The sequence below is a fragment of the Micrococcus sp. Mcc28 genome, from assembly GCF_024519775.1.
GTDB lineage: Bacteria > Actinomycetota > Actinomycetes > Actinomycetales > Micrococcaceae > Micrococcus > Micrococcus luteus.
Genome location: NZ_JALJRH010000008.1, coordinates 33,334 through 59,069 on the forward strand (window position 1 = coordinate 33,334; position 25,736 = coordinate 59,069).

Here is a 25,736-nt window from a genome sequence, read left to right on the forward strand (position 1 = left end):
GACGGGGCCGGGCGGCCGCGCCGAGGCCACGTCGATCAGCGTCTGACCCGGCGCACCCCGCACGGAGGCCCGCAGACGCGCCGTTTCGTCCCCGACGTGGCGGCGTGTCTGCGGGCCTCGGCGCCGGCCCGGTCCGGCCCGCGCACCGCACGACGACGGCGCGCCCTTCCGGAGGAGGACGCGCCGTCGTCGTGGGGTGGGGACGGGCGAAGCCCGTCAGGCGGCCCGGATCAGGCCGGGACCACCGGGTGGGAGCGGGTGGCGACGACCTGCTCGTCGTGCAGCTCGCGGTCCTGGATGCCCTTGGGGACGAACAGGACGGCGATGAGCGAGATCGCGGAGATCACGATGATGTACCAGGCCACGTTCTCCCAGCCGGTCTTCACGAGCTGGTCGGCGAGCAGCGGGGCGAAGGCGCCGCCGATGATGGTGCCGAGCGCGTAGCCGATGGAGACGCCGGAGAAGCGGACGCGGGCCGGGAACATCTCGGCGTACATCGCCGACTGCGGACCGTAGGACGGACCCAGGCCGAGGGTCAGGACGAACAGGCCCAGCGAGAACAGCGGCAGAGACGCGGTGTTCAGCAGCCCGAACAGCGGGAAGGCCCAGACGATCAGGAACCCGTAGCCGAGGACGAAGGTCAGCTTGCGGCCGATCTTGTCCGAGACCCAGCCGCCGAGCAGGGTGAAGATGAACCAGCCGACGCCGCCGACGAGGCTCGCGATGAGCACCTCGGAGGAGGTCATGCCCAGGCCCTTCGGACCGCCGTACTTCGAGAACCACGCGATGAGCAGGTAGCCGACGCCATTGTTCGCGGCGAAGATCACGGCGGCGAGGATGACCTCCTTGGTGTGGTGCCGGAAGAGCTCGCCCAGCGGGGCGGACTCGTCCACCTTGAGCTGCTGCATCTCCTTGAAGACCGGGGACTCCTCGACGGCCTTGCGGATCAGGTAGCCGACGACGATGAGCACCACGGAGATCAGGAACGGGATGCGCCAGCCCCAGGTGAGGAACTGCTCCTCGGACATGGTGGAGCGCACGATGAACAGCACACCGGTGGCCAGGATCATGCCCAGCGGCACGCCGATCTGCGGGGCGGAGCCGAACAGGCCGCGCTTGCCGTGGGGGGCGTGCTCCACGGACAGTAGCGCCGCGCCGCCCCACTCGCCGCCGGCGGACAGGCCCTGCAGCAGGCGCAGCACGACGAGCAGGATCGGGGCCCACACACCGATCTGGGCGTAGGTGGGCAGCAGGCCGATGAGGGTGGTGGCCAGGCCCATGCCGATCAGCGTGAGGGAAAGGACGAACTTGCGGCCGAAGCGGTCGCCGAGGTGGCCGGCGACGATCGCGCCGAGCGGGCGGATGAGGAAGGAGATGCCGAGGGTGGCCCACGCGGCGATCTGGGAGCCGCTCTCGCCCATCGGCTGGAAGAAGAGGGCGGCGAAGACGAGTGCGGTGGCCTGGGCGAAGATGAAGAAGTCGTACCACTCGATGGTGGTGCCGACGACGGTGCCGGCGATGACCTTGCGCTCCTCGCGGCGATCGCGCGCGGGGGCGGTCGCCGCGGGGGATGCGACGGTGTGGCTCATGGGTGCTCCTGGGATGCGGTGCGGCGGCCGACCGTGAGACGGCGGCGGGACGGTGTGGCACCCGACCGATCGGTCGGGAAGTGACACCCGTCACCGTATACGATCCCATGTGACTTACGCCACGATCCAGGCTGATGACGGGAATGTGACGCGGCGTAGCCGGGACGACGACGGCGCCGCGCCCCTCGTGCGAAGGGTGCGGCGCCGTCGTCGGTGGCGGGGTGCGGCGGCTCAGCCGCGGCCGGTGAACTCCGGCTTCCGCTTCTCCTGGAAGGCCTGGAAGCCCTCGGCGTAGTCCGCGGTGCCGCAGAGCTCGCCCTGGGCGATGTTCTCCGCGTCGAGGGACTCCCACAGGCCCACGCGGTGGTCGCGGACCTGGGCCACGAGCTCCTTCGACGCGCGGAACGCGAGGGTCGCGCCGGAGGCCACCTGGGCGACCTTGGCGCGGGTGAACTCCAGCAGCTCGTCCGCGGGCAGGGCCCGGGAGAACAGCCCGGCCTGGACGGCCTCGGCGCCCGAGAGGAGCTCGGCCGTGTAGATCAGGTCGAGGGTGCGGTGCGCGCCCAGGCGCTCGGTGAACAGCCAGTGGCCGCCCGAGTCCAGGGTGGCCCCGAGGTTCGCGAACGGCGAGCCGATCTTCGCGTCCTCGGCCACGTACACCACGTCCGTGGCGATCGCGAGGCCGAGGCCCACGCCCAGGCAGGCGCCCTGCACCGCGGCGAAGGTGGGGACCGGGATCTCGGACATGGCCCGCAGCACCGGGGTGACCCTGTCCCGCAGGTAGGCGGTGGCGTCGTCCTCGGCCGGGACCACGGCGGAGATGTCGCGGCCCGCGCAGAAGCCGCGGCCCTCGCCGCGCAGCAGCACGGCCCGGACCTCGCCGGACTCGACGCCGGCGGCGGCCCGCTCGTAGGCGGCCTGGAGTTCGGCCAGCGCGGCCTCGTCCAGGGCGTTCATCCTCTGGGGGGCGTCCAGCACGATCTCGGCGACGCCGTTCTCGACGGTGATCTCGATCATCGGGGGCTCCTTCGGTCTCGTGGGCGGGCGCTCAGGCGTCGAAGTCCAGCGTGATCGAGTCGGAGGTCGGGCGGGTCTGGCACGTGAGCACGTAGCCCTTCTCCACCTCGTCCTTCTCGAGCGCGTAGTTCTCGTCCATCTCGTACGCGCCGTCGACGACCTTGGCGCGGCAGGTGCCGCACACGCCGCCGGCGCACGCGAAGGGCACGTCCGAGCGGACGCGCAGCGCCGCGTTGAGGACGGTCTCGTGGGCGGACTTGGGGGACTCGACCTTGGCGGTGAGGCCGTCGAGGTTGAACTCGATGGTCACGTTGTCGCCCTTCGGGTCCACCTCGACGACACGTCCGGAGTGGCCCTGCGGGTTCTCCGGACGGCCGGTGGTGAACAGCTCGAAGCGCACGTCGTCCTCGGACACGCCGCGGGCGGCGAGCGTCTCACGCGTGAGCTGCACGAGCTCGAACGGGCCGCAGAGGAACCACTCGTCGGTGCCCTCCACGTCGATCACGCGGTCCAGGAGGGTGGTGAGCTTGTCCTCGTCGATGCGGCCGGAGAGCAGCGGGGACACGCGCTGCTCGCGGGAGAGCACGTGGTGCACCGTGAACCGGGCCGGGTACTTGTCCTTGAGGTCGCCGATCTCCTCGGCGAACATCACGTCCATGGCGGAGCGGTTCGCGTAGACCAGGTCGAAGCGCGAGGTCTCGGAGGCCGCGAGCACGGCCTTGGCGATCGCCATGATCGGGGTGATGCCCGAGCCGGCCGCGAACGCCACCAGGTGCGTGTCCTTCTTCTCCGCGACCTTCTCCGCCGCCACCTTCTGGGCGTCGTTGAGAGAGGTGACGTGCGTGCGGGACGTGAACGCGCCCTGCGGGTTCATCACGTCGATCTTCTCGCCGACCTCGAGGCTCTCGTTGGCCCACGTGGAGAACTTGCCGCCGATGTCCTTCTTCACGGCCACGCGGATCTCGCCGCGCTTCGGGACGGCGCAGATCGAGTAGGAGCGGCGCACCTCGGCGCCGTCGAGCTCCTTGCGCAGGGCCACGTACTGGCCCGGCACGTAGTCGTAGTCGTCGGCGAGCTCCTCGGGCACCGCGAAGGTGATCTCCACGGAGTCGTCGGTCAGGCGGCGCAGCTCGGACACCTCGAGGGTGTTGAACGTGGCGCGGCGCTTGCCGGTGGTGGGGACGTCGGTGGTCTCGGTCATCAGTGCACCTTGAAGTAGTCGAAGGGCTCGAGGCACTCCCGGCAGGTGTAGAGGGCCTTGCAGGAGGTGGAGCCGAAGCGGGTGATCTCGCGGGTGTTCAGGGAGTGGCAGCGCGGGCACTTCACGGCCATGCCGATCATGACCGGGCCGTCCGTGGTGCGCGCGACGGGCGGGGCGATGCCGTACTCGTTGAGCTTGGCCTTGCCCTCGTCCGTCATCCAGTCCGTGGTCCACGCCGGCTGGAGCACCAGGCGCACCTCGGCGTCGGGGAACCCGGCGCGCTCGAGCGCGCGGGTGACGTCCGTGGTGATGGTGTCCATGGCGGGACAGCCGGAATAGGTGGGCGTGATGACGACGACGGCCCTCTCGCCCTCGGCCCGTGCCTCCCGGAGGATCCCGAGGTCCGCGATGGACAGCACGGGGATCTCCGGGTCGTGCACGGTGGAGGCCGCATCCCAGACCCGCGCGTCGGCGGGATCGGCGGGGCGCAGCTCGCCGGCGGTGGTCACCAGGTCGCTCCCGGGTGACGGCGGGCCAGGGACTGCATCTCCGCGAGGATGTACCCGCGGTACTCGCTCATGGCCCCGGAGCGGTCGCCGCCGCGGGCGGTGCCCGTCGTCGGGACGGTCAGGCCGGCCTCCTCGATGGCCGCGCGGATGCGGGTCATCGTCGGCTCCTCGAGCGAGGACGGCAGCACGGCGACGCCCTGCTCGGCGAGGGCGCGGACGACGTCGTCGTCGTGGAAGAGCTCGGCCACGTAGGGCCACAGCTCGTCCAGGCCGCGCTGCATGCGGCGCTTCGACTCCTCGGTGCCCAGGCCCAGGCGCTGCAGCCACAGGGCGGCGTGGTCCTGGTGGTACAGGACCTCCTTGAGGGCCTTGTCCGCGATGGCGGCGAGCGTGGGGTCGGCCGACTCGCGCAGGCGGGTGTACAGCTCGTACGAGTAGAACGAGTAGTACAGCTGGCGGGCGATCGTCTTGGCGAAGTCGCCGTTCTCGGCCTCCACGAGGCGGACGGAGCGGAACTCCTCCTCGTCGCGGAAGTACGCGAGCTCGTCCTCGGTCTTGCCCCACGCGGTGCCGGCGTAGGAGAGGAGGAAGCGGGCGTGGCCCACGAGGTCCAGGGCGATGTTGCCCAGGGCGATGTCCTCCTCGAGCTCCGGGGCGCGCGAGATCCACCAGGACAGGCGCTGGCCGAGCATCAGGGCGTCGTCACCGAGGGCGAGGGCGTAGCGGGCGACGTCGTCGCTCGCCTTCTGCTCGCCGGCCGCGATCTCCTCGGCGGTGATGGCCACGCCGGCGGAGTGCCTCGTGGCGGAGTCGTTGGTCGCGAAGCTCACAGGTGCGGCACCCCCTCGGACTGCTGGTAGTAGGTGGCGTGACGGTAGGACTTGCCCTGCGCGGACTCGAAGAAGCCGCCCTTGGAGTCCGGGTCGGAGGCCGCGATGGCCTCGGCCGGGACGACCCACACGGAGGTGCCCTCGTTGCGGCGGGTGTACAGGTCACGCGCGTTGCGCAGCGCCAGGGTGGCGTCCGGGGCGTGCAGCGAGCCGGCGTGCACGTGGGAGAGGCCGCGGTTGGCGCGGACGAAGACCTCCCACAGGGGCCAGGCGTGGGAGGCGGCGGTGGTCTCGCTCATGGGTCAGGCTCCGATCAGGTGGGTCTCGGCCGGCGCGTTCTGCTCGGCCTGGCGGCGGGCGTAGGCGGCGGCGGCCTCGCGGACCCAGGCGCCGTCCTCGTGGGCCTGGATGCGGCGGGCCATGCGCTGGGTGTTCATGGGGCCGTCGCCCTTGATCACGGACATGAACTCGTCCCAGTCCAGCTCGCCGAAGTCGTAGTGGCCGCGCTCCTCGTTCCACTTCAGGTCCGGGTCCGGCAGGGTGAGGCCGAGGGCCTCGGCCTGCGGGACGATCATGTCCACGAAGCGCTGGCGCAGGTCGTCGTTGGAGAAGCGCTTGACCTTCCACGCCATGGACTGGCGGGAGTTGGGGGAGTCCTCGTCCGGCGGGCCGAACATCTGCAGGGCCGGGCCGTAGAAGCGGTTCACGGCGTCCTGGGCCATCTGCTTCTGCTCCGGGGTGCCGTGCGAGAGCTCGTAGAGGATCTCCCAGCCCTGGCGCTGGTGGAACGACTCCTCCTTGCAGATGCGCACCATCGCGCGGCCGTACGGGCCGTAGGAGGCGCGGCACAGCGGCACCTGGTTGCAGATCGCGGCGCCGTCGACGAGCCAGCCGATCGCGCCCATGTCCGCCCAGGTGCGGGCCGGGTAGTTGAAGATCGAGGAGTACTTCGCGCGGCCGGAGAGCAGCTGCTCGTTCAGCTCGTCCCGCGGGGTGCCGAGGGTCTCGGCGGCGGAGTACAGGTACAGGCCGTGGCCGGCCTCGTCCTGGACCTTGGCCATGAGGATCGCCTTGCGCTTCAGGGAGGGGGCGCGGGTGATCCAGTTGGCCTCCGGCTGCATGCCGATGATCTCGGAGTGCGCGTGCTGGGAGACCTGGCGGGTCAGGGACTTGCGGTACGCCTCGGGCATCCAGTCGCGGGGCTCGATGCGCGAGTCCTCCGCGATCAGGCGATCGAAGTTCTCCTGGCCGGCCGCATCCTCGGGGGACGGGACGGAGGCCAGGTGCTGGGGGGAGCTGGTCTGCGTCATGGGGATCACCTCACGCTGAGTGCGGGCTGGTTCCGTGGTCAGGGCGCACCGGGGCGCACCGAATTACTGACCGCTCGTTCAGGATAGGCCAGGGTGTGACCTCGGTCAACACGCCGGGGCATGCGGGGCCCGGGTGCGATGCGGCCGTCGGGACGGTGCGGGACGGTTCTCTCCTGCACAGGCGTCCCGACGGCGTCCCCCATCCCCGGATCGTCCCTCGCCGCGGTCGCGGGACCCGGGTCCTCCCTACGGTGGCCGCATGTCACCCCTCATCGGACCTCAGCAGATCGCCACGGCCCTGCGGGCCGTCGGACTCGACGACGACGCCGCCCGCCTGGCCGCGTGGGCCGACCCCGCCCGGCGCGAGCGGGAGGCCGCCGAGCAGGCCCTCGCCGACCTCGCCGCGGCCCAGACGCAGCTGCGCACGGCGCTGGGCGGGCTGGTCAGCGCCGCCACGGACGTGCGCTCGGCGATGCACACGGCATGGCGCGGGGAGGCCGCCGGCGCCTATGGGGAGGCCGTCCGGCGGGCGGCGACCCTGGCGGCGGAGCTCGAACGGGAGGCCGGGGAGTGGCTCGCCCTGCGGGCCACCGCCGAGCGGGACGCCGAGGACGCGCGCCGGAACGCGGAGGCCCGGCAGCGGGCGGCCGAGGAGACCGCGCTGGCCGTCCTGCGCTCGCTGGCGGTGGCGGCATGACCGGCGGGCGGGGTGCGAGCCCGGGGGCGGTGGCCTTCAGCACGCACGGCGGCCCGGGCTCGATCTACGCGGAGGCCGAGGAGATGCGCGTCGTGGCCGGCCGGCACGAGCACGCCGCCGAAGAGGCGGCCGGAGCCTCGTGGCAGGTCGACGCGGCCGCCTTCGGGCTGGGCCGGTCGGCCGCGTGGCTCGCCTCCGCCGCCCTGCTGCAGGACCGGCTGGCGGAGGCGGTCGGCCGGGTGCGGAGCCTGTCGGAGCAGTGCGCCGAGCTGCACCGTGACCTGCTCTCCGCGGCGGCCCGCTACGAGGAGGCCGAGCGCGCGGCGGCCGGCATCATGGCCGCCGAGGACGCCTCCCTGGAGGAGCTGCCGGCGCTGCTCTGGCGGGACGGCCATGACGGCCTCACCACCCGCGAGGCGGAGCGGCTCGTGCAGGACGTCGTCCAGGCGGTGCCCGAGGCCATCGTGGCCGCCATGCTCGCGGCCGCCGGGTTCCCCCTGCTCGCGGCGCTGGCGCGGATCGACGTGAAGATGCTGACGAGGGCGCAGAAGCGCGTGCTGAAGCGGCCCGTCTCCTCCGCGGCGAAGAAGGGGACGGATGCCGCGTCGGACCTCACCGAGGCGCTGCGGGTCTCCCCGGACGAGGCATGGACCGTGGCGGCGGACGCCCTGACCCTCGCCGGTGCGGCGCCCCGGGGCGCGGTGACCCCGCACGGGGCGCCGCAGGACCGGCCGACGGCGCCCGCCCTGCTGGACGGCTCGGCCACGGGGCTGGCCTCGCTCATCCCGCGTGAGGAGGGGGACGGGGACCTCACGGTCACGGAGGTGGTGCGAGAGAACGGGAGCCGCGCCTGGGTGGTGGGCCTGCCGGGCACCCGCGGCGGCCTGATCCCGGATCCCGAGTCGACCGACCCGTGGGACGCCGGCGGGCTGCTGGACGCCCTCGGCTCCGAGTCCGAGGTCACGGCCCCGGCGGTGCGGGCGGCGCTCGAGGCGGCCGGCGTCCCGCACGGCGCCCCGCTCGTCCTGGCCGGCTACTCCCAGGGCGGGGTGCACGCCGTCAACCTGGCCGGGCGCGAGGACTTCACGTCCGTGTACCCCGTGGCCGGCGTCATGACGGTCGCGGCACCGTCCGGCAACGCGGTGGAGACCGGACGGACCGAGGTGCTGGAGTTCTCCTCGGACGGGGACCTGGCCGTCGCCGCGGACGGGGCGCCCGCCCCCGTCTCGGCGCGCCGGGCCGAGGTGGTCTTCCACCCGGCCGGACACGGGTGGGATGCGCCCGGGGGTGGCTTCCGGCCCACGTCTCCGCTGGCGGCCGAGGACGACCTGGGCGCCGCCCACGCCTTCGACGCCCAGGTGGACCTGATCCGGCAGTTCGAGACCGCCGAGCCCGCATCCCGGGCGGAGGTCGCCGGGCTCTCCGCCGCGTTGGCCGGGCTGACCGCCGGCACCGTGGCCTCGAGCCGGGCGGTGCGCCTGCGCCGCACGCCGCCCGAGCGGGACCACCTGCCCCCGGGATCCCGGTGAGCGCACCGGCGGGGGGCGCCCGCCACCTGCTCAGTTCGCGTCGAGCAGCACGCCCGCGAAGAACGCGTTCAGGCGGTCGACCTCGTCCAGGCCGAAGACGCCGGAGACGTACTGGTCTGGGCGGACCACGACGACGGCGCCGTCACGGCTGATGCCGCGGGCCTCGAAGATGTCCTCGCCGTGCTTGGGCTGACACGTGGCGAAGATGTTGTTCAGGTCGTGCAGGCCGAGGGGGCCGGTGGTCGGCCGGAAGATCGACGGCACGTCCGGGTGGGCGAACTCGGTCTGCTTCTGCTGGTACACGACCTTGATGTCGAAGCGGGCGTCTTCCGGTCCGTCCGACGGGGTGTGGCGGTTGCGGAAGGACCGCGGGTCCTCCACGATCGCCTTCGCCCACGCCGCGACCTTCGAATCCTCGGCGCGCGGGGAGGCGGTGTCGGCGAACACGTAGACGCGCCAGCGGCCGTCCGCGCGGTGCAGGTGGCCCAGGTGCTTCACGTTGGTGTCGCACGAGCGCTCCACCAGCCCCGACTTGAAGCGCTTGCCGATGGGGTAGCCCTGCGCCAGCGCCTGACCGGTGGCGTCCGTGGTGAGGAGGGAGGGTTGGTACTCCGTCATGAAGCCGGCCGGGAACTCGGCGGTCTTCGTGTAGAACTCGGCCACCTCGTTCGGGTCGCCCAGCTCGGAGGTGGGCTTGGCCATGAGCGTCGACCACTCCTTGTCGAAGTCGATCAGGTTCTTGGCGATCTCCTTGCGCTCCTCCGAGTAGGTCGGCACGAGCTCGACCGGGGCCATCCCGGAGAGCACCTGGCCCAGCTTCCAGCCGAGGTTCCAGCCGTCCTGCATGGACACGTTCATGCCCTGGCCGGCCTTCGCGGAGTGGGTGTGACAGGCGTCGCCGAGCAGGAACACGTTGGGGTGGGCCACGCGCTCGCGGTTGTCGAAGCCCGAGGTGAGGCGGTGGCCCACCTCGTACACCGAATGCCAGGCGACCTCCTTCACGTCCAGCGTGTAGGGGCGCAGGATCTGCTGGGCCCGGCGGATGATCTCCTCGAGCGGGGTCTGGCGCACCTTGTGGTTGTCGTCCGCCGGGACCTCGCCGAGGTCCACGTACATGCGGAACAGGTGCCCGCCTTCGCGGGGGATCAGGAGGATCGAGCCGCTGGACGAGTGGATCGCGCACTTGGTGCGGATGTCCGGGAAGTCCGTGTCGGCCAGCGCGTCCATGACGCCCCACGCGTGGTTCGCGGCGTCGCCGGTCAGGGTGTGGCCGATCGCCTTGCGGACGCGAGAGCCCGCGCCGTCCGCGCCCACCACGTACTTGGCGCGCACCTGGCGGGTTGGTCCCGAGGCGGGGTCCTCGAGGGCGTTGCCCTGGGCGTCCACGGTGCGGCGCAGGGTCACGAGCACGGGGTGCTCGCCGTCGTTCGTGTCCTCGAGGGTCTCGAACGCCCAGCCGTAGTCCGGCCGCGCACGGGTGGGGGAGTTCTTCATGTACTCGGCGAACCAGTCCAGGATGCGGGCCTGGTTCACGATCAGGTGCGGGAACTCGGAAACGCCCTCCGGGTCGTCCTCGGCCAGCGAGGTGCGCACGATCGTGTCCGCGTCGTCCTCGGCCGGGTTCCAGAACGCCATGGAGGTCAGGTCGAAGGCCTCGTCGATGATCTCGCTCGCGAAGCCGAAGGCCTGGAAGGTCTCCACGGAGCGGGCCTGGATGCCGTCCGCCTGGCCGATCTCGAGGCGGTGGGGGCGGCGCTCGATGATGCGGGTGTGGACGTCCGGGAACATCGCGAGCTGGGCGGCGGCGATCATGCCGGCCGGGCCGGAGCCGACGATCAGCACGTCCATCTCGTCCGGCAGCTCGGCGGGGCGGTCCAGGCCGATGCCGGCCGCCACCTGGACGCGCGGGTTCGTGGAGACATAGCCGTGGTGGTGGAAGAGCATGGGGGTCCTTTCGCTGCGGGGGATGTCGCTGCGCGGCGCGCGTGCCACCCGACGGCGTGTTCTCTCAGAGAACACGGTGTTCCCCCTGGGAACACATGTGTGCCAGACTGTACGCGGACGTGACAGGGTTCACAACCGGTGCGCGGGCCGACCACGCCCCGGGCGCGTCACGTCCGGCACGCGAGGCGAGGAGCACGGATGGCAGAGCACGACGGCGGCCCGGTCCGGGAGGGCGCACCCTCCCAGACGCTCTCCCGCGCGCTCACCCTGCTCGAGACCGTCGTGGAGGCGCCCGAGCCGCCCACCATCGCCGACCTCGCCGACGGCCTGGGCGTCCATCGCTCGGTCGCCTACCGCATGCTGCGCACCTTCGAGGCCCACGGCCTGCTGCGCCGCGACGGCCTCGGCCGCGTCCACGCCGCCCCCGGCCTGGCCGTCCTCGCCCGCCGGGTGGAGCAGGATCTGCGCGCGGCGGCCATGCCGCACCTGACCGCCGTCTCCACCGACCTGGGCATGACCGCGTTCCTGGTGGTGTGGGACGGGGCCCACTGCCTCACCCTGGCCACGGCCGAGCCGCCCAGCGGCAACCTCGTCACGCAGCGGCCGGGGACCCGGCACCCCCTCGGGGTCGGTGCGCCGGGGATGGCGATCGCCGTCGCCCTGACCGGACAGGAGTGGGCGCGGCTGCCCGGCGAGGCCCCGCCCGAGCGACCCGAGCTCGACGACGTGCGGGAGCGCGGCTGGGCCGTCAGCTCCGACGAGGTCATCACCGGCGTCTCCTCGGTGGCCGTGCCGCTGCGGGTCCCGGGCCAGCTGCCCGCCGCCCTCGCCGTGGTCTACGCGACGCGGCCGGAGGACCCGGCGCGCCTCGGGGACCGGCTCGGTGAGGCGGCCCGGGCCGTCGCCGTCGCCTTCGGCGCAGCCTGAGCCCGGGTCCCGTGGTGCCGCTCACGGCGTCCGCAGCCCGCATTACCCTGGTGGCCATGACTGATGACGCACAGCAGACGCCCGCCGTGGTCGCGCCCCACAAGAAGGTCGGCATGCTGCCGCCGTACGCCGCCGGCAAGCCGCCGGTCGCCGTCCCGGGCCTGCACCCCTACAAGCTCTCCTCGAACGAGAACCCCTACGCGCCCGTGCCCGGCGTGATCGACCGGGTGCGTCAGGTCGTGACCGGCCCGGAGGGCGCGCCCAGCACCCTCTGCCGCTACCCGGACACCCTCTCCACCGGCCTGCGCCAGGCCCTGGCCGCGCACCTGGACGTCCCGGCGGACGACGTCGTGACCGGTGCCGGCTCCCTCGGCGCCCTGGCCCAGGTCATCACCGCCTTCGCCGGCCACGGCGAGGCCGGGGAGGGCGACGAGGTGATCTTCGCGTGGCGCTCCTTCGAGGCCTACCCGATCGTGGTCCGCACCGCCGGTGCCGTGGACGTGCAGGTGCCGCTCACCGCGGACCACCGCCACGACCTGCCGGCCATGCTGGAGGCGATCACGGAGCGGACCCGCGTGATCCTGCTCTGCACCCCCAACAACCCGACCGGCCCCGTGCTCACGACCGCCGAGGTCGAGGACTTCCTGGCGCGCGTGCCCGCGCACATCCTCGTGGTCGTCGACGAGGCGTACGTGGAGTTCGTCCGCGACGAGGACGCGGTCAAGGGTCTGGAGATGTACCGCAAGCACGCGAACGTCGTCGTGCTGCGCACCTTCTCGAAGGCGCACGGCCTGGCCAACCTGCGCGTGGGCTACTCGGTCTCGCAGCCGGAGATCACCAAGGCCCTGCGCACCGTGGCCACCCCGTTCGCGGTGTCCACGGTGGCCGAGGAGGCCGCGATCGCCTCGCTCGAGCACCTGGACGAGGTCCTCGAGCGCGTGCAGGTCGTCGTCGACGAGCGCGAGCGCGTCGCCGCCGCCCTGGCCGAGGCTGGCTGGGACCTGCCCTCCTCGCAGGCCAACTTCGTGTGGCTGCCGCTCGGCGAGCGCACGCAGGCCTTCGCCGAGGCCGCCCAGGCCCGGGCCCTGTCCGTCCGGGCGTTCGCGGACGAGGGTGTGCGCGTGAGCATCGGCGAGAAGGAGGCCAACGACCGCTTCCTCGAGGTCGCGCGCGACTTCCTGACGTGAGCGGGCCGGCGCGAGCGGCACGTTGGACCGGCTGATCCGGGTCCGCTTCGCGTTCGACGCGGAGCGTCCGGTGTTGACCGTGGCGGCCCTGGCCCGGCGCACCGAGCTGCCCCTGGCCACCGCCTATCGGTGGGTGGACCGGCTGGTGCGCGCCGAGCTGCTGCAGAAGGACGAGGACGGCGTGGTCCGGCCCGGCCTGCGGCTGTGGGAGATGGCCTCCCGGAGCGCGCCGAGCATGTCCCTGGCCCGGACGGCCATGCCGTTCCTCGTGGACGTGCAGTCGGTCCTGCGGCAGCACACGCAGCTCGCGGTCCTCGACGACGACGGCGTCCTCGTGCTCGCCCGGCTCTCCTCCCAGGGGGCCGTGGTGAACCAGGCGGACGTCGCGGGTCGGCTGCCGCCGTTCACCACCGCCCTGGGACTCGTGCTGCTCGCCCACGCCCCGGTCGAGACGGCGGAGCGGTTCATCGCCCGGCACCGGGACCGGCTCGGCGCCGTCGTGGATCACCATCCCCTCGAGTCGGGGCGTGCGGTGCCCGCGGGCGTGCGGGCGCGGGTGGCCACGCCCAGCGAGCCGCGGCTGCGAGCGCTTCTGGCGGATGTGCGGCGGGAGGGGTACGCGGCCGTGGACGGCGCGTTGGACGAGGAGTCCCGGGGGGTCGCCGTGCCGGTCCGCGGGGCCGACGGCGTGGCGGCGGCCGCGCTCGGGGTCGTCGTCCCCCGCGAGGCGCCGTACACCCCGGGGGTGCCGCCCCTGCTGATGACGGCCGCCCGGGGGATCGCCCGCGGACTCGGCGGCCATTCTCACTGAGTGAGAACGGCCGGGCGCGGGCCGTGTCCTGCGCCACAGGATGGTCGGGACCTCCGCCGCCGGCCCCGGCCGCGCGGCCCGACCCGCCCGGCCCGACCGGTGACGTCCCCCGGAAAGGACGCCATGACCCAGCCCCCCGTGACCCGCACCCGCGTCGGCATCGTCGGCGGCGGGCCCGCCGGCCTGATGCTCTCCCACCTGCTCGCGCGGCAGGGGATCGACAACGTCGTCCTCGAGTCCCGTGACCCCGAGACCATTGCGCACACCCACCGCGCGGGCATCCTCGAGCAGCCCAGCGTGGAGATGCTGACGGACATGGGCGTCGACGGCCGGGTGAGGACGGTGGGCGACGAGCACCGCGGCATCATCCTGCGCTTCGACGGCGAGTCGCATGCCCTGGACTTCCCGGAGCTCGTGGGTGCCACGGTCACCCTGTACGCGCAGAACGAGGTCTTCGTCGACCTCGCCGCGGCGCGGCGGCGCGACGGCGGCGACGTCCGCTTCGAGACCGAGGTGCTCGAGGTGCTCGACGTCGACTCGGACACCCCCGGCGTCCGGTTCCGCTCCGTGGCCGCTGGCGAGGAGGGGCCGGTCGAGGAACTGCGCTGCGACATCCTCGTGGGCGCGGACGGCTCGCGTTCCACCGTCCGCAAGGCCCTCCAGCGCGACACCGAGGGCGAGGACCACTTCCACGCGTACCCCTTCGCCTGGTTCGGCATCCTCGCCGAGGCGCCCAAGTCCTCGCCTGAGCTGATCTACGCCCGCTCCGAGCATGGCTTCGGCCTGATCTCGCAGCGCTCGGAGACCGTGCAGCGCATGTACTTCCAGTGCGACCCCTCGACCCGCGTGGAGGACTGGTCCGACGACCGGATCTGGGACCGGCTGCAGCGCATCGTGGCCGGCCCGGACGGCTTCACCCTCAAGACCGGCCCCATCATCGACAAGACGGTGCTCGGCTTCCGCTCCTATGTGCGCACACCGCTGAGTCACCGCAACGTCTTCCTCGCCGGCGACGCCGGACACACCGTCCCGCCCACCGGGGCGAAGGGCCTGAACCTCGCCTTCGCGGACGTGCGCGTCCTGGCCGAGGCGCTCGAGTCGTGGGCCGCCACGGGCTCGCGCGACCTGCTCGACGCCTACTCGGAGACGGCGCTGACCCGCGTGTGGAAGGACCAGAACTTCTCCTACTGGATGACCACCATGCTCCACGCCCGCCCGGACGCCTCGGAGTTCGAGGACATGCGCGTGCGCGGTGAGCTCCGCAACGTGGTCCAGTCCCGTTACGGACGGCAGTTCCTCGCCGAGCAGTACACCGGCTGGCCCTCCGCCTGAGCCCGACCGATCCCCGACCCCGCAGAGAAAGGAGCCGACGTGAGCATCGCCGCCCAGGCCAAGGACGACGACACGTTCGACAGCGCCCACGTGCTCGATCCAGCCGCCACCCGCGACTCGCAGGGGCAGATCAGTGAAGAGATCGCGGCCGTCCATGCCCAGGCCCAGGGCGAGACCCAGCCGCGGCTCGACTTCCCGCCCTATCGCTCGTCGGTGTTCCGCCACCCCACCAAGTCGCTCGTGCACGCCGACCCCGAGACCGTGGAGCTGTGGTCCCCGGCCTTCGGCCACCGCGACGTGCACCCGCTCGAGGCGGACCTGACCGTCGGCCAGAACGGCGAGCCGATCGGCGAGCGCATCAAGGTGCGCGGCCGCGTGCTCGACGACGACGGCCGCCCCGTGCGCCACCAGCTGGTGGAGATCTGGCAGGCCAACGCGGCCGGCCGCTACGTGCACAAGCGGGACCAGCACCCCGCGCCGCTGGACCCGAACTTCACGGGCATCGGCCGCACACTGACCGGCGCGGACGGGACCTACGAGTTCACCACCATCAAGCCGGCCCCGTACCCGTGGAAGAACCACCGCAACGCGTGGCGCCCGGCGCACATCCACTTCTCCCTGTTCGGCACGGACTTCACGCAGCGCATGATCACCCAGATGTACTTCCCGGGCGATCCGCTGTTCCCGCTGGACCCGATCTACCAGGGCATCACGGACCAGGCCGCCCGCGACCGGCTCGTGGCCACCTACGACCACTCGGTGACCAGCCACGAGTGGAACACCGGCTACTGGTGGGACATCGTGCTCACGGGCAGCCACCGCACCTGGATGGAAGACGAGGAGGGCGATCACTGATGCGGATCGACGAGACCACCGAGCGCACCGCCGACGGGAGGCTGGTCCCCACCCCGGGCCAGACCATCGGCCCGTTCTTCGGCTACGCGAACGGCTACGAGCAGGTCCACCTGCCGTGGCGCGACGGCCACCAGCTGGTCCCCGCGGGCCGCGCGGACGCGATGCGCCTGTTCGGCACCGTCTACGACGGCAACGGCGATCCGATCCCGGACGCCATGATCGAGATCTGGCAGGCCGACGCCGAGGGCGTCATCTCGCAGGAGGACGGCTCCCTCGTCCAGGACGGCTTCACCTTCACCGGCTGGGGCCGCTGCGCCGTGGACAACGCGGGCCGCTACACCTTCTCCACCGTGGAGCCCGGCGTGGTGAACGAGGACCGCGCCCGGTTCATCCACGTCGTCGTGTTCGCCCGCGGCCTGCTGAACAAGCTGCACACCCGCGTGTACCTGCCCGAGGACGCCGAGGCGATCGTGCAGGACGCGTTCCTGACCTCCCTCGACGAGGACCGCCGTCGCACCCTGATCGGCACCCGGAACGACGACGGCTCGCTCGAGTTCGACATCTGGATCCAGGGCCCCGGGGAGCACGCACCGAAGGAGACCGTGTTCCTGCAGTTCCCCGGCATCGAGTACCCCGAGCTCGACTGACGCCGGCCTCGGCCGCAGGCCCGGCCCCTCCCACACGCGGGACGGGTCGGGCCTGACGCCGCCTCCGGAGCCCGATCCCACCCCTCCGACCCCAGGAGCCCGCCATGACCTCAGCCGCCGCCGACCTCGCCGCCGTCGCCGACGTCGGCCTCCTGGATCCGGCCTGGGCCGGCAGTCGGGCGGAGGCCGCCACCGCGGACCGCACCTTCCTGGGGCACCTGCTCGACGTCGAGGCGGCCTGGGTGCGCGTGCTCGCCCGGCACGGGCTCGCCACGGAGGCGGAGGCGGCGGCCGCCGCGGCGGCGGGCGACCCGGACGCCTACGACCTCGCCGCGCTCGCCCGCGCGGCCCAGGGCGGCGGCACCCCCCTGATCCCGGCGCTGAAGGCGCTGCGCGCGCAGCTGCCGGCCGGCTCCCGCGCCGTGCACCTGGGCGCCACGAGCCAGGACGTCGTGGACTCCGCGCTGATGGTCATGGTGGGCCGGGTGGGCGCGATCCTGGCCGAGGACCTCGCCGCCGCGCAGGACGCGCTTGCGGAGCTGGCCCGCGCCCACCGCTCGACGCCGATGGTCGCCCGATCCCTCGCCCAGCACTCCCTGCCCTCCACCTTCGGGCTGCGCGCCGCGAACTGGCTCGACGGCCTCGGCCAGGCCGCGGATCGGCTCGCCGCCGCCGTCGCGGACCTGCCCGTCCAGTGGGGCGGCGCCGCCGGCACCCTGGCCTCCCTGTCCGGGCACGTCGACCGCGCGCACCGCGCGGGGACCCTCGGCCCCGAGGTCACCGCGTTCACCCTGGTCGAGGACCTCGCCGCCGAGCTGGGCCTCGCCGCCCCCGCCGGGCCCTGGGACACGAACCGCATGGCCGTCACGGGCGTGGCCGCGGCCCTGGCCGACGTCGTGGCCGCGTGCGGGAAGATCGCCAACGACGTGCTGACATCGGCGCGGATCGAGAACGGCGAGCTCGGTGAGCCGCTTGCGGCCGGCCGCGGCGGCTCCTCCCCGATGCCGCACAAGCAGAACCCCGTGCTCTCCGTGCTGATCCGCTCCGCCGCGCTGTCCGCCCCCGGGCTCGCGGCGCGGGTGTACACGGCGGCCGGCGCCGCGGACGACGAGCGCCCGGACGGGGCCTGGCACGCCGAGTGGCCCGCGCTGCGCCGCCTGCTGCGGGTGGCCGGCGGGACCGCGGCCCTGACCCGCGAGCTCGTCTCCGGCCTGCGCGTCCACGAGGACCGCATGCGGCGCAACCTGGAGCTCACCGGCCCGCTGCTCGTCTCCGAGCCGATCATGGCCGAGCTGGCTCCGGAGCTGGACGAGGCCTCCGGCGAGCCGGGCTCCGGGAAGCGGCTGATCCAGGACGTCGTGGACCGCTCCCTGGCGTGCGAGGGGAACTTCCGCGCCCTGCTGCGCGCGGCGGTCCCGGAGTCCGTTCCGGACGCCCGCCTCGACGACCTCCTCGACCCCGCCGCCTACACGGGGGAGGCCGAGGCCCTCGTGGACCGCCTCCTCGCCGCCCGCCGGGGCACGACGACGCCGCCCCGCACCTGAGACCATCTCCGTCAGAACCGGCCGCGCCCCTCGGGGTGCGGCGCCGCCGCAGAGGAAGGACCGCCCATGAGCACCCCCCGTGTCACCACCACCCTCCTGAAGCCCGCCCAGGACCCCGCCCGCGTGCTCGTGGTCGGCGCCGGCCTCGGCACCGGCGTCCAGGCCCTGTGGAGCCTCGCCGCGCAGCAGCTCCCTGAGGACACCGTGGTGGTCGGCTACGACCTGCCCGGCCACGGCGCCTCCGAGCCCCACGCCGAGCCGTTCTCGATGGCGGAGCTGGCGGACGCCGTCGTCGCCGCCGTGCAGGCGCTGCAGGAGGACGGCACCGTTCCCGCGGACCTGCCCGTGCACTTCGCGGGCGTCTCCCTCAACGGGTGCGTGGCGCTGCAGCTGGCCCTGGACCACGCGGACACCGTCTCCGGTGTGGCCGTGATCTGCTCCGCCGCGAAGATCGGCGAGGCGGGGTCCTGGCGCGAGCGCGCCGAGCTCGTGGAGCGTGCCGGCACCCCGACCCTCGTCGAGGGCTCGGCGCAGCGCTGGTTCGCCGACGGGTTCATCGCGGCCCACCCGGAGCGGACGACGGGCCTGCTGCACACCCTGCAGGAGGCGGACCGCCATTCCTACGCGCGCCTGTGCGAGGCGCTGGCCGACTTCGACGTGCGCGGGCGCCTCGGGGAGATCGCCGTCCCCGTCCTCACGATCCACGGCGTGGCGGACCAGGTCACCCCGCCCTCGGCGGGCGAGGAGATCGCCGCCGCGGTGCCGGGCACCGTGACCCACGTGTTCGACGAGACCGCCCATCAGGCCCCCCTCGAGCAGCCCGAGCGCACCGCCGCGGCCCTGGCCGCCTTCCCGGCGCGCTGAGCCGCCCGCCCCCTCCCGCCCTGCCCCGCACGACGACGCCCCCACCACGAGGAGAGACTGCGCATGAGCGCCGAGCAGCCCATCGGGCACGACATGGACCGCACCTCCCAGGAGGTGCTCGACGCGGGCAGGGCCGTGCGCCGCGAGGTCCTGGGCGACGCCCACGTGGACCGCGCCGAGGCGAGGAAGGACGCCACCACCGAGGACTTCCAGAACCTGATCACCCGCTACGCATGGGGGACGATCTGGACGCGGCCCGGTCTGGACCGGCGGATGCGCTCAGCCGTGACCATCTCCGCCATGGTGGCCGGCGGCTACTGGGACGAGTGCGCCATGCACCCGCGCGCCGCCCTGCGCAACGGCCTGACCCGGGAGGAGATCCAGGAGATCCTCCTGCAGACCGCGGTCTACGCCTCCGTGCCGGCGGCGAACATCGCGTTCAAGCTCGCCCAGGAGGACGCCGACCTCGCCGAGGGCAGGCCGCTCTGAGCGCAACGTTCACAGCGCGCACGAGGCCCCATGCCCGGGAAGGACATGGGGCCTCGTCTGCGCGCTGATCAGTCGAGCTCGACGACCACCGGCTGATCGAGGGAGAGGCCGCCCCCGGAGACCTTGACCTGGGTGATCTCGGTCCCTGCCGGAACGTCGAACCACAGGTAGCCGCTGGCCACGTTGCCCGGGTTGGTCGGCTCGATGTTCATGCCGTTCTCGGTGCCGTAGATCGATGCGTCCGTGCTGTAGCTGTACTCGGCCCCGTCTGCGCTGACGAGCTTCACGCTGTCGGCGAAGAACGTCCGCTCCTCCTTGGCGTTGTTCTTCGCGCTGATCTGCACGGGCACGAACTCGCCCTGGGCCTCCGTGGAGAAGCCGGACGGGCCGACGCTCGCGACGGGCGTATCGACCGACTCAACGGTCGTGGCCCAGTCGCCCACGGTGAACTCCTGGCCGAGGCCGACCTTGGCTGCCTCGTCGCTGGAGCTGGTCTCGCCCTGGGAGGCGGCCTCTCCGCCCCCCTCCGAGGTGCTGTTCGAACCGCCGCCCATCATGGAGGCGAGGACGGCGATCACGATCAGGGCGAGCAGGCCGATCAGGGCGTACTTGAGACACCCCCCTTTCTTCTTCGCGGGGGGCTGCACGACATTGCCGTTGGCGTCGTAATACACAGGATTGCTCTTGCGGGCCACGATGCTCCTTCGGGAGGGCGCAGTGATGTCACATGCCGTTGTGGCCAACGGCTGCCATGCACGGCGCGTGAATTGAGTAATGAATGATGGGAGTATCGCATGCCGTAGAGGAAGCTGGGAGTACTCCCCGGAGCATCGCGTTCCAGCTGGCCCAGGAGGTCTTCGCCCGGCACGATGCCGACCTTGCCGACGCCGGGTCCGGCGTCGTGCTGGGCATGTGGGACCCGGCCGGCCTCCTCTACGGCCTCGGACTCATGGCCGTGGCGGCCGTGACCCTTGTCCGCCGCGCCCCGTTCGGCGGGTCGATCATGGTGCGGGTGGCCCGCTGCACTTGTGACCCTTCTGGCGGCCGTTCCACCCCGGAGAAGGGTCAGAACCGCAGTCGATTCGCGGGGGCCGGTGCTACGGTCGGGCCGAGCCGCCCCACCCCCACTCTCGGAAGGACACCCATGCGTGAGCGCGTCGCCCTGATCGGAGCCGGCCCGTCCGGCATGGCCCTGCTGAGGAGCCTCGCCCTGGCCGAGGACGCGGGGGCGGCGGTCCCGGAGGTCGTGGCGTTCGAGCGCCAGGACGACTGGGGCGGCCAGTGGAACCTGGACTGGCGCACCGGCGCGGACCGCCACGGCGAGCCCGTGCACTCCGCCATGTACCGGGACCTGTGGATCAACGGGCCCAAGGAGTGCATGGAGTACCCGGACTACCCGTTCGATGCGCATTTCGGCCGCGCCGTGTCCTCGTACCTCCCGCGGGAGGCCATGCGGGACTACATCGTGGGCCGGGTGGCCGAGGTGGCCGGGCGCATCCGCCCGCAGATCCGGTTCGCCACGGCCGTCCGCTGGGTGCAGCCGCTCGACGACGGCGGGTTCGGGGTGACCTCGGAGGACCTGGTCACGCGCGAGGCCGTCACCGAGCGGTTCGACCGCGTCGTGGTGGCCACCGGGCACTTCCACACCCCGCACCTGCCGTCCTGGCCCGGCGTGGAGACCTTCCCCGGGCAGGTCCAGCACGCCCACGACTACCGAAGCCCGGAGCCGTACACGGGCCGTCGCGTGCTCGTGGTGGGCTCCTCCTACTCCGGGCAGGACCTGGCCCTGCAGCTGCACCGCGCCGGCGCCGCCCACGTGACCACCGCCTACCGTGCCCGCCCGCAGGACATCGCGTGGCCGGCCGGCATGGACGAGGCCCCCGAGGTGCAGGGGTTCGACGGTGCGGAGGTCACCTTCGCGGACGGCTCCACCGCCGAGTACGACGCCGTGCTGCTGTGCACCGGCTACCGCCACCACTACCCCTTCCTGCCGGGCGAGCTGGCGCTGGCCGGCCCGAACCTGCTGGCCCCGTTCGGGCTGTGGAAGGGCGTGGTCTGGCACGCCGACCCGCGCGTGCTCTACCTGGGTGCCACCCAGCAGCTGTTCACCCTGACGCTCCTGGACGCGCAGGCCTTCTTCGCCCGCGACGTGCTGCTCGGCCGCGTCCCGGTGCCCGGCGATGAGGAGCGTCGGGCCGACATGGACGCCTGGTTCGAGCGGATGACGCGGATCGACGGGCCGCCGGCCGCGCTGGCCTACCAGGGCGCGTACATCCAGGACCTGTCCTCCCACACGGACTGCCCGGAGGTGGACGTCGAGGCGGTGGCCCGCACCTTCCTCGAGATGCGCGACGCCCGGATCGAGGACGTCCGGACGTTCCGCGACCGGCGGCACCGCTCGACCGTGACCGGCACGCTGGCCGCGGCGCACCCGGTGCCGTGGATGGACCGCCCGGACGACTCCCTCGAGGAGTACCTCCGCCGCTTCCCGGCCTGACCCCCCACCCTGCCCTTCCCGTTCCGAATCCACTGCACTTCCGACCCTTCTGGCGGCCGTTCCGGGCCTCAGACGGGTCAGAACCGCAGTCGATTCGCGGGGGCGGGTGCTGGTGCTGGTGCGGATGCGGGTGCGGGGAGTGCTGAAGGGGGTGGGCGCTCAGCGCTGGAGCGCGGCCAGGGCGGCCTCGGCGTCGTCCGCGGCGGCGCGCAGCACCGGCAGGGCCTGCACGACGGCGGCCGCCACCTCCGGCGTGCGCGGCGCCGGCACGCGGGCCCCGGTCCGCAGGGCCGCCCGGCGCGCGCCCGGGTCGCGATGGTCCGGCCCGAGGGACAGCGCCGTGTTGATCGCCACGGCCACTCGCCCCTCGGCGTCGCGCACGGGCACGGCGACGCTGCTCAGATGGGCGTCCAGCTCCGCGGTCACCACGGCGTGGCCCTGCTCCCGCACGCGCGCCAGCTCGGCCATCAGCGCGTCCACGTCCGTGAGGGTGTGCTCCGTGGCGGGGGTGCGCGGGGCGCCTGCGAGCAGGGCACAGGCCTCGTCCTCGGGCAGGTCGGCCAGCAGCACGCGGCCCATGGACGTGGTGAACGCGGGCAGGCGCGTGCCGACGTCGAGGTTCACCCGCAGGATCCGCTCGGTGTGCACACGCGCGATGTACATCAGGTGCGCCCCGTGGAGCACGCCCGCGGAGCAGGACTGGTGCAGGCGCTGCGAGGCCTGGGTGAGGATCGGCCGGAGGATCTCGGAGACGGACCGGCCGGACCAGTAGCCGTGGCCGAGCTCCAGCACGCGCGGGGTCAGCGCGAACCGCCGCCCGTCCTGCACGGCGTAGCCGAGCTCCGTGAGCGTCAGCAGCATGCGCCGCGCCGTGGCCCGGGTGACCCCCGCGGCGGTCGCGGCCTCGCTCACCGAGAGCGTGGGGGTGTCCGGGGTGAACGCGCGCAGCACCGCCAGACCGGACGCCAGGGCGCGCACCACGTCCCCGCCCGACGCGGGACGTGCGCCGGGGGCGTCGACGTCGTCGGTCATGTCCGCCAGCGTAGTCCGCTATGCGCACAGCGCACGCCCGTGCGCGTCACGCACACACCCTTCCCCGCCCGCCGAGGCGGTCCTACGGTGAGGCCATGAGCCTCACCGATGCCTACGTGTTCGACGCCGTCCGCACCCCCTTCGGCAAGGTCGGCGGCGCGCTGTCGGGGGTGCGCCCCGACGACATGGCCGCCCACGTGGTCCGCACCCTCGTGGACCGCGCCCCGGGCCTGGAGGGCCTGCGCGCCGCGTCCGCCCAGGCCGTGGCCGACGCCGCCGCCGGCCGCCCGATCGAGGCCGGCACGGACGCCGCCGCCCCGCAGCGGATCGACGAGGTCGTCTTCGGCAACGCCAACGGCGCGGGCGAGGAGAACCGCAACGTGGCCCGCATGGCCACCCTCCTGGCCGGCCTGCCGCTGTCCATCCCCGGCACCACCGTGAACCGCCTCTGCGGCTCCTCCCTGGACGCGGCGATCATCGCCTCCCGCCAGATCAACACCGGCGAGGCGGACGTGGTCCTCGTGGGCGGCGTGGAGTCGATGTCCCGTGCCCCGTGGGTGCTGCCCAAGACCACCCGCCCGTTCCCCATGCACGACCTGGCGGCGGCGAACACCACGCTCGGCTGGCGCCTGATCAATGACGCGATGCCGCCGGAGTGGACCGTCTCGCTCGGCGAGGCCACGGAGCTGCTGCGCGAGCGCTTCGGCATCTCCCGCGAGCGCCAGGACGAGTTCGCCGCGCGCTCGCACCGCCTTACCGCGCGGGCGTGGGACGAGGGGCGGTATGACTCCCTCGTGGCCGCCGTGCCCGGCACGGACCTGGAGCGGGACGAGACCGTCCGCCCGGACTCCACCCCCGAGACCCTCGCCGGCCTGCGCACCGTGTTCCGCCGGGAGAACGGCACCGTCACGGCGGGCAACGCCTCGCCCATGAACGACGGCGCCTCGGCCGCCCTCCTGGGCTCGTCGACGGGCGCCGATGTGCTCGGCCTGGAGCCCCTGGCCCGCATCGCCGGCCGCGCCACCGCCGCCAACGAGCCCGACTTCTTCGGCTACGCGCCGGTGGAGGCGGTGAACCGGGCCCTGTCCCGCGCCGGGATCGGCTGGAAGGACGTGGCCGCCGTCGAGCTCAACGAGGCCTTCGCCGCCCAGTCCCTGGCCTGCACGGACGCCTGGGGCGTGGACCCGGAGATCGTGAACGCCTGGGGCGGCGCGATCGCGATCGGCCACCCCCTCGGGGCCTCCGGCACCCGCGTGCTCGGCACGCTGGCCCGCCGCCTCGAGGCCTCCGGTGAGCGGTGGGGCGTGGCCGCGCTGTGCATCGGCGTGGGCCAGGGCATCGCCGTCGTCCTCGAGAACGTGGCCGCGCGCTGACGCGTCCGGCCGAGCACCCACCCGACCCCCTCATCCAAGGAGTCCCCATGCTGGAGTTCGTGGACACGGCCGCGCAGGCCGTCTCCCGCATCACCGACGGCGCCACGGTGCTGATCGGCGGGTTCGGCAACGCCGGCCAGCCGATGGAGCTGATCGACGCGCTGCTCGAGTCCGGGGCCACCGGCCTCACGGTGGTCAACAACAACGCGGGCCAGGCGGACGCGGGCCTGGCGCTGCTGATCAAGGAGCGGCGGGTCGCCAAGATCATCTGCTCGTTCCCGCGCCAGTCCGACTCGTGGCATTTCGACGAGGCCTACCGTGCCGGGGAGATCGAGCTGGAGCTCGTCCCGCAGGGCAACCTGGCCGAGCGCCTGCGCGCCGGCGGCGCCGGCATCGGCGGCTTCTTCACGCCCACCGGCTACGGCACGCAGCTGGCCGAGGGCAAGGAGGTCCGCGAGATCGACGGCACGCACTACGTGCTGGAGGCCCCGATCCGCGGCGATGTCGCGCTCATCAAGGCGTACGCGGCGGACCGCCACGGCAACCTCGTGTACCGCAAGACCGCCCGCAACTTCGGACCCGTCATGGCCGCGGCCGCCGCCACCACGATCGTCCAGGTGGACGAGGTCCGCGAGGAGCCGATCGACCCGGAGCACGTGGTGACCCCCGGCATCTACACGGACACCGTGGTGCGGATCGACACCGAGTCCGGGGAGAAGGAGCGCGCCGAGCGGGCTGCCCTGGCGGAGGGCCGGCCGAAGCCGTGCGCGGCCACGACGACCGCGGCCGAGCCGGCCGCCGAGGGGAAGTGAGGAGAGCGATGAGCATCACCCAGACCGACACCCCGCTGACCCAGGACGAACTGGCCCGTACGATCGCGGCGGACATCGCCCCCGGCTCCTTCGTGAACCTGGGCATCGGCCAGCCCACCACGGTGTCCAACTACCTGGAGGCGGAGAAGAACGTCACCCTGCACACCGAGAACGGCATGCTGGGCTTCGGCCCGCAGGCCGAGGGCGAGCAGATCGATGAAGACCTCATCAACGCCGGCAAGATCCCCGTCACCGAGCTGCCCGGGGCCGCGTACTTCCACCACGCCGACTCGTTCGCCATGATGCGCGGCGGCCACCTGGACGTGTGCGTCCTCGGCGCCTACCAGGTCTCCGCGACCGGCGACCTCGCCAACTGGTCCACGGGCAAGCCCGGGGCGATCCCCGCCGTCGGGGGTGCGATGGACCTGGCGATCGGCGCCAAGGACACCTACGTGATGATGGATCTCTTCACCAAGAAGGGCGATCCGAAGCTGCTGGCCGAGTGCACGTTCCCCCTCACCGGCGTCGGCTGCGTCTCCCGCATCTACGCGGATCGGGGCGTCTTCCTGCTGGACGCCTCCGGGGTCGTGCGGGTCCGCGAGCTGCACGGCATCACGTGGGAGGAGCTGGAGGCGGCGCACCCCGGCGTGCGGTTCGAGAAGCTCGAGGACTGAGCCGCCGCGCCGCAGTCACCGGCCCCACGGGCTCCCGGAGGCCTGCGCCGTCGTCGACTTCTCGTG

General features: G+C 73.0%; 25 protein-coding genes. 15 read left to right on the top strand and 10 right to left on the bottom strand.

The window, feature by feature from the left end; genetic code table 11:
- Positions 1–230 precede the first annotated feature (230 nt).
- The 7 genes from NR073_RS05840 to paaA all read right to left on the bottom strand — a co-directional run bounded on the left by NR073_RS05840 (position 231) and on the right by paaA (position 6,456).
- The gene (locus NR073_RS05840; protein ID WP_061866837.1) at positions 231–1,589 is read right to left on the bottom strand and encodes an MFS transporter; all 1,359 of its coding nucleotides are present in this window, start codon (positions 1,587–1,589) and stop codon (positions 231–233) included.
- A gap of 231 nt (positions 1,590–1,820) precedes the next feature.
- Positions 1,821–2,606 carry an enoyl-CoA hydratase/isomerase family protein gene (locus tag NR073_RS05845; RefSeq protein WP_049146507.1) on the bottom strand — a complete coding sequence of 262 codons (786 nt, stop codon included), beginning with the start codon at positions 2,604–2,606 and terminating at the stop codon, positions 1,821–1,823.
- A gap of 31 nt (positions 2,607–2,637) precedes the next feature.
- Positions 2,638–3,807, bottom strand: a complete 1,170-nt coding sequence (paaE, locus tag NR073_RS05850; protein ID WP_061866839.1) for a 1,2-phenylacetyl-CoA epoxidase subunit PaaE — start codon at positions 3,805–3,807, stop codon at positions 2,638–2,640.
- Positions 3,807–4,316, bottom strand: coding sequence for a 1,2-phenylacetyl-CoA epoxidase subunit PaaD (gene paaD / locus NR073_RS05855; RefSeq protein WP_041102598.1), 510 nt, complete (start codon positions 4,314–4,316; stop codon positions 3,807–3,809). Before paaD ends, paaE begins: the two co-directional genes overlap by 1 nt.
- Positions 4,313–5,146: a 1,2-phenylacetyl-CoA epoxidase subunit PaaC gene (gene paaC, locus NR073_RS05860; protein WP_041102600.1), complete on the bottom strand. Its 834-nt coding sequence runs from the start codon at positions 5,144–5,146 to the stop codon at positions 4,313–4,315. Before paaC ends, paaD begins: the two co-directional genes overlap by 4 nt.
- Positions 5,143–5,445 carry a 1,2-phenylacetyl-CoA epoxidase subunit PaaB gene (paaB, locus tag NR073_RS05865; protein WP_020624884.1) on the bottom strand — a complete coding sequence of 101 codons (303 nt, stop codon included), beginning with the start codon at positions 5,443–5,445 and terminating at the stop codon, positions 5,143–5,145. The genes paaC and paaB overlap by 4 nt, the downstream gene beginning before the upstream one ends.
- Positions 5,446–5,448: 3 nt before the next feature.
- Complete coding sequence (gene paaA / locus NR073_RS05870) at positions 5,449–6,456, bottom strand: 1,2-phenylacetyl-CoA epoxidase subunit PaaA (protein ID WP_041102601.1); 1,008 nt, start codon at positions 6,454–6,456, stop codon at positions 5,449–5,451.
- A 259-nt stretch (positions 6,457–6,715) separates the two neighbouring features.
- On the opposite strand from paaA, the gene NR073_RS05875 reads away from it, so the two are divergent.
- Both NR073_RS05875 and NR073_RS05880 read left to right on the top strand, forming a co-directional pair.
- Positions 6,716–7,153, top strand: coding sequence for a hypothetical protein (locus NR073_RS05875; protein ID WP_041102602.1), 438 nt, complete (start codon positions 6,716–6,718; stop codon positions 7,151–7,153).
- A 29-nt stretch (positions 7,154–7,182) separates the two neighbouring features.
- Positions 7,183–8,682: a hypothetical protein gene (locus tag NR073_RS05880; RefSeq protein ID WP_223247474.1), complete on the top strand. Its 1,500-nt coding sequence runs from the start codon at positions 7,183–7,185 to the stop codon at positions 8,680–8,682.
- A gap of 30 nt (positions 8,683–8,712) precedes the next feature.
- Here the strand turns inward: NR073_RS05880 and NR073_RS05885 are convergent, their stop codons facing one another.
- Positions 8,713–10,626 (bottom strand): FAD-binding monooxygenase, encoded by a 1,914-nt coding sequence (locus NR073_RS05885; RefSeq protein ID WP_060973454.1) that lies wholly within the window; start codon positions 10,624–10,626, stop codon positions 8,713–8,715.
- Between the two features lie 198 nt (positions 10,627–10,824).
- On the opposite strand from NR073_RS05885, the gene NR073_RS05890 reads away from it, so the two are divergent.
- From NR073_RS05890 to NR073_RS05930, 9 genes are all read left to right on the top strand, one after another.
- Positions 10,825–11,553 (top strand): IclR family transcriptional regulator, encoded by a 729-nt coding sequence (locus NR073_RS05890; RefSeq protein ID WP_020624880.1) that lies wholly within the window; start codon positions 10,825–10,827, stop codon positions 11,551–11,553.
- Positions 11,554–11,609: 56 nt separating this feature from the next.
- Positions 11,610–12,740, top strand: a complete 1,131-nt coding sequence (locus tag NR073_RS05895; protein WP_170747826.1) for a histidinol-phosphate transaminase — start codon at positions 11,610–11,612, stop codon at positions 12,738–12,740.
- A gap of 22 nt (positions 12,741–12,762) precedes the next feature.
- Positions 12,763–13,551: an IclR family transcriptional regulator gene (locus NR073_RS05900; protein ID WP_036339040.1), complete on the top strand. Its 789-nt coding sequence runs from the start codon at positions 12,763–12,765 to the stop codon at positions 13,549–13,551.
- A 123-nt stretch (positions 13,552–13,674) separates the two neighbouring features.
- Entirely contained in the window at positions 13,675–14,883 is a 1,209-nt protein-coding gene (locus NR073_RS05905; RefSeq protein WP_036316631.1) for a 4-hydroxybenzoate 3-monooxygenase, read from the top strand.
- A 45-nt stretch (positions 14,884–14,928) separates the two neighbouring features.
- Positions 14,929–15,738: a protocatechuate 3,4-dioxygenase subunit beta gene (pcaH, locus tag NR073_RS05910; protein WP_196489408.1), complete on the top strand. Its 810-nt coding sequence runs from the start codon at positions 14,929–14,931 to the stop codon at positions 15,736–15,738.
- Positions 15,738–16,385 carry a protocatechuate 3,4-dioxygenase subunit alpha gene (pcaG, locus tag NR073_RS05915; RefSeq protein WP_020625037.1) on the top strand — a complete coding sequence of 216 codons (648 nt, stop codon included), beginning with the start codon at positions 15,738–15,740 and terminating at the stop codon, positions 16,383–16,385. Before pcaH ends, pcaG begins: the two co-directional genes overlap by 1 nt.
- Before the next feature lie 104 nt (positions 16,386–16,489).
- Positions 16,490–17,929, top strand: coding sequence for a lyase family protein (locus NR073_RS05920; protein WP_051995299.1), 1,440 nt, complete (start codon positions 16,490–16,492; stop codon positions 17,927–17,929).
- Positions 17,930–17,995: 66 nt separating this feature from the next.
- Positions 17,996–18,793, top strand: a complete 798-nt coding sequence (locus tag NR073_RS05925; RefSeq protein WP_020625038.1) for an alpha/beta fold hydrolase — start codon at positions 17,996–17,998, stop codon at positions 18,791–18,793.
- Between the two features lie 63 nt (positions 18,794–18,856).
- Positions 18,857–19,282 carry a carboxymuconolactone decarboxylase family protein gene (locus tag NR073_RS05930; protein ID WP_044658774.1) on the top strand — a complete coding sequence of 142 codons (426 nt, stop codon included), beginning with the start codon at positions 18,857–18,859 and terminating at the stop codon, positions 19,280–19,282.
- Positions 19,283–19,350: 68 nt separating this feature from the next.
- Here NR073_RS05930 and NR073_RS05935 read toward each other — a convergent pair whose 3' ends face one another.
- Entirely contained in the window at positions 19,351–19,977 is a 627-nt protein-coding gene (locus NR073_RS05935; RefSeq protein ID WP_129867092.1) for a DUF4352 domain-containing protein, read from the bottom strand.
- A gap of 449 nt (positions 19,978–20,426) precedes the next feature.
- On the opposite strand from NR073_RS05935, the gene NR073_RS05940 reads away from it, so the two are divergent.
- Complete coding sequence (locus NR073_RS05940) at positions 20,427–21,779, top strand: NAD(P)-binding domain-containing protein (RefSeq protein ID WP_020624472.1); 1,353 nt, start codon at positions 20,427–20,429, stop codon at positions 21,777–21,779.
- 159 nt (positions 21,780–21,938) lie between these two features.
- Here NR073_RS05940 and NR073_RS05945 read toward each other — a convergent pair whose 3' ends face one another.
- Entirely contained in the window at positions 21,939–22,811 is an 873-nt protein-coding gene (locus NR073_RS05945) for an IclR family transcriptional regulator C-terminal domain-containing protein (RefSeq protein ID WP_020624471.1), read from the bottom strand.
- Between the two features lie 95 nt (positions 22,812–22,906).
- Between NR073_RS05945 and NR073_RS05950 the strand changes: the two genes are divergently transcribed.
- From NR073_RS05950 to NR073_RS05960, 3 genes are read left to right on the top strand one after another with little or no spacing between them, the layout of a single operon-like run.
- Entirely contained in the window at positions 22,907–24,184 is a 1,278-nt protein-coding gene (locus NR073_RS05950; protein ID WP_020624470.1) for a thiolase family protein, read from the top strand.
- 47 nt (positions 24,185–24,231) lie between these two features.
- Complete coding sequence (locus NR073_RS05955) at positions 24,232–24,996, top strand: 3-oxoacid CoA-transferase subunit A (RefSeq protein ID WP_020624469.1); 765 nt, start codon at positions 24,232–24,234, stop codon at positions 24,994–24,996.
- An 8-nt stretch (positions 24,997–25,004) separates the two neighbouring features.
- Positions 25,005–25,670, top strand: coding sequence for a 3-oxoacid CoA-transferase subunit B (locus NR073_RS05960; protein ID WP_020624468.1), 666 nt, complete (start codon positions 25,005–25,007; stop codon positions 25,668–25,670).
- Positions 25,671–25,736: the final 66 nt, after the last annotated feature.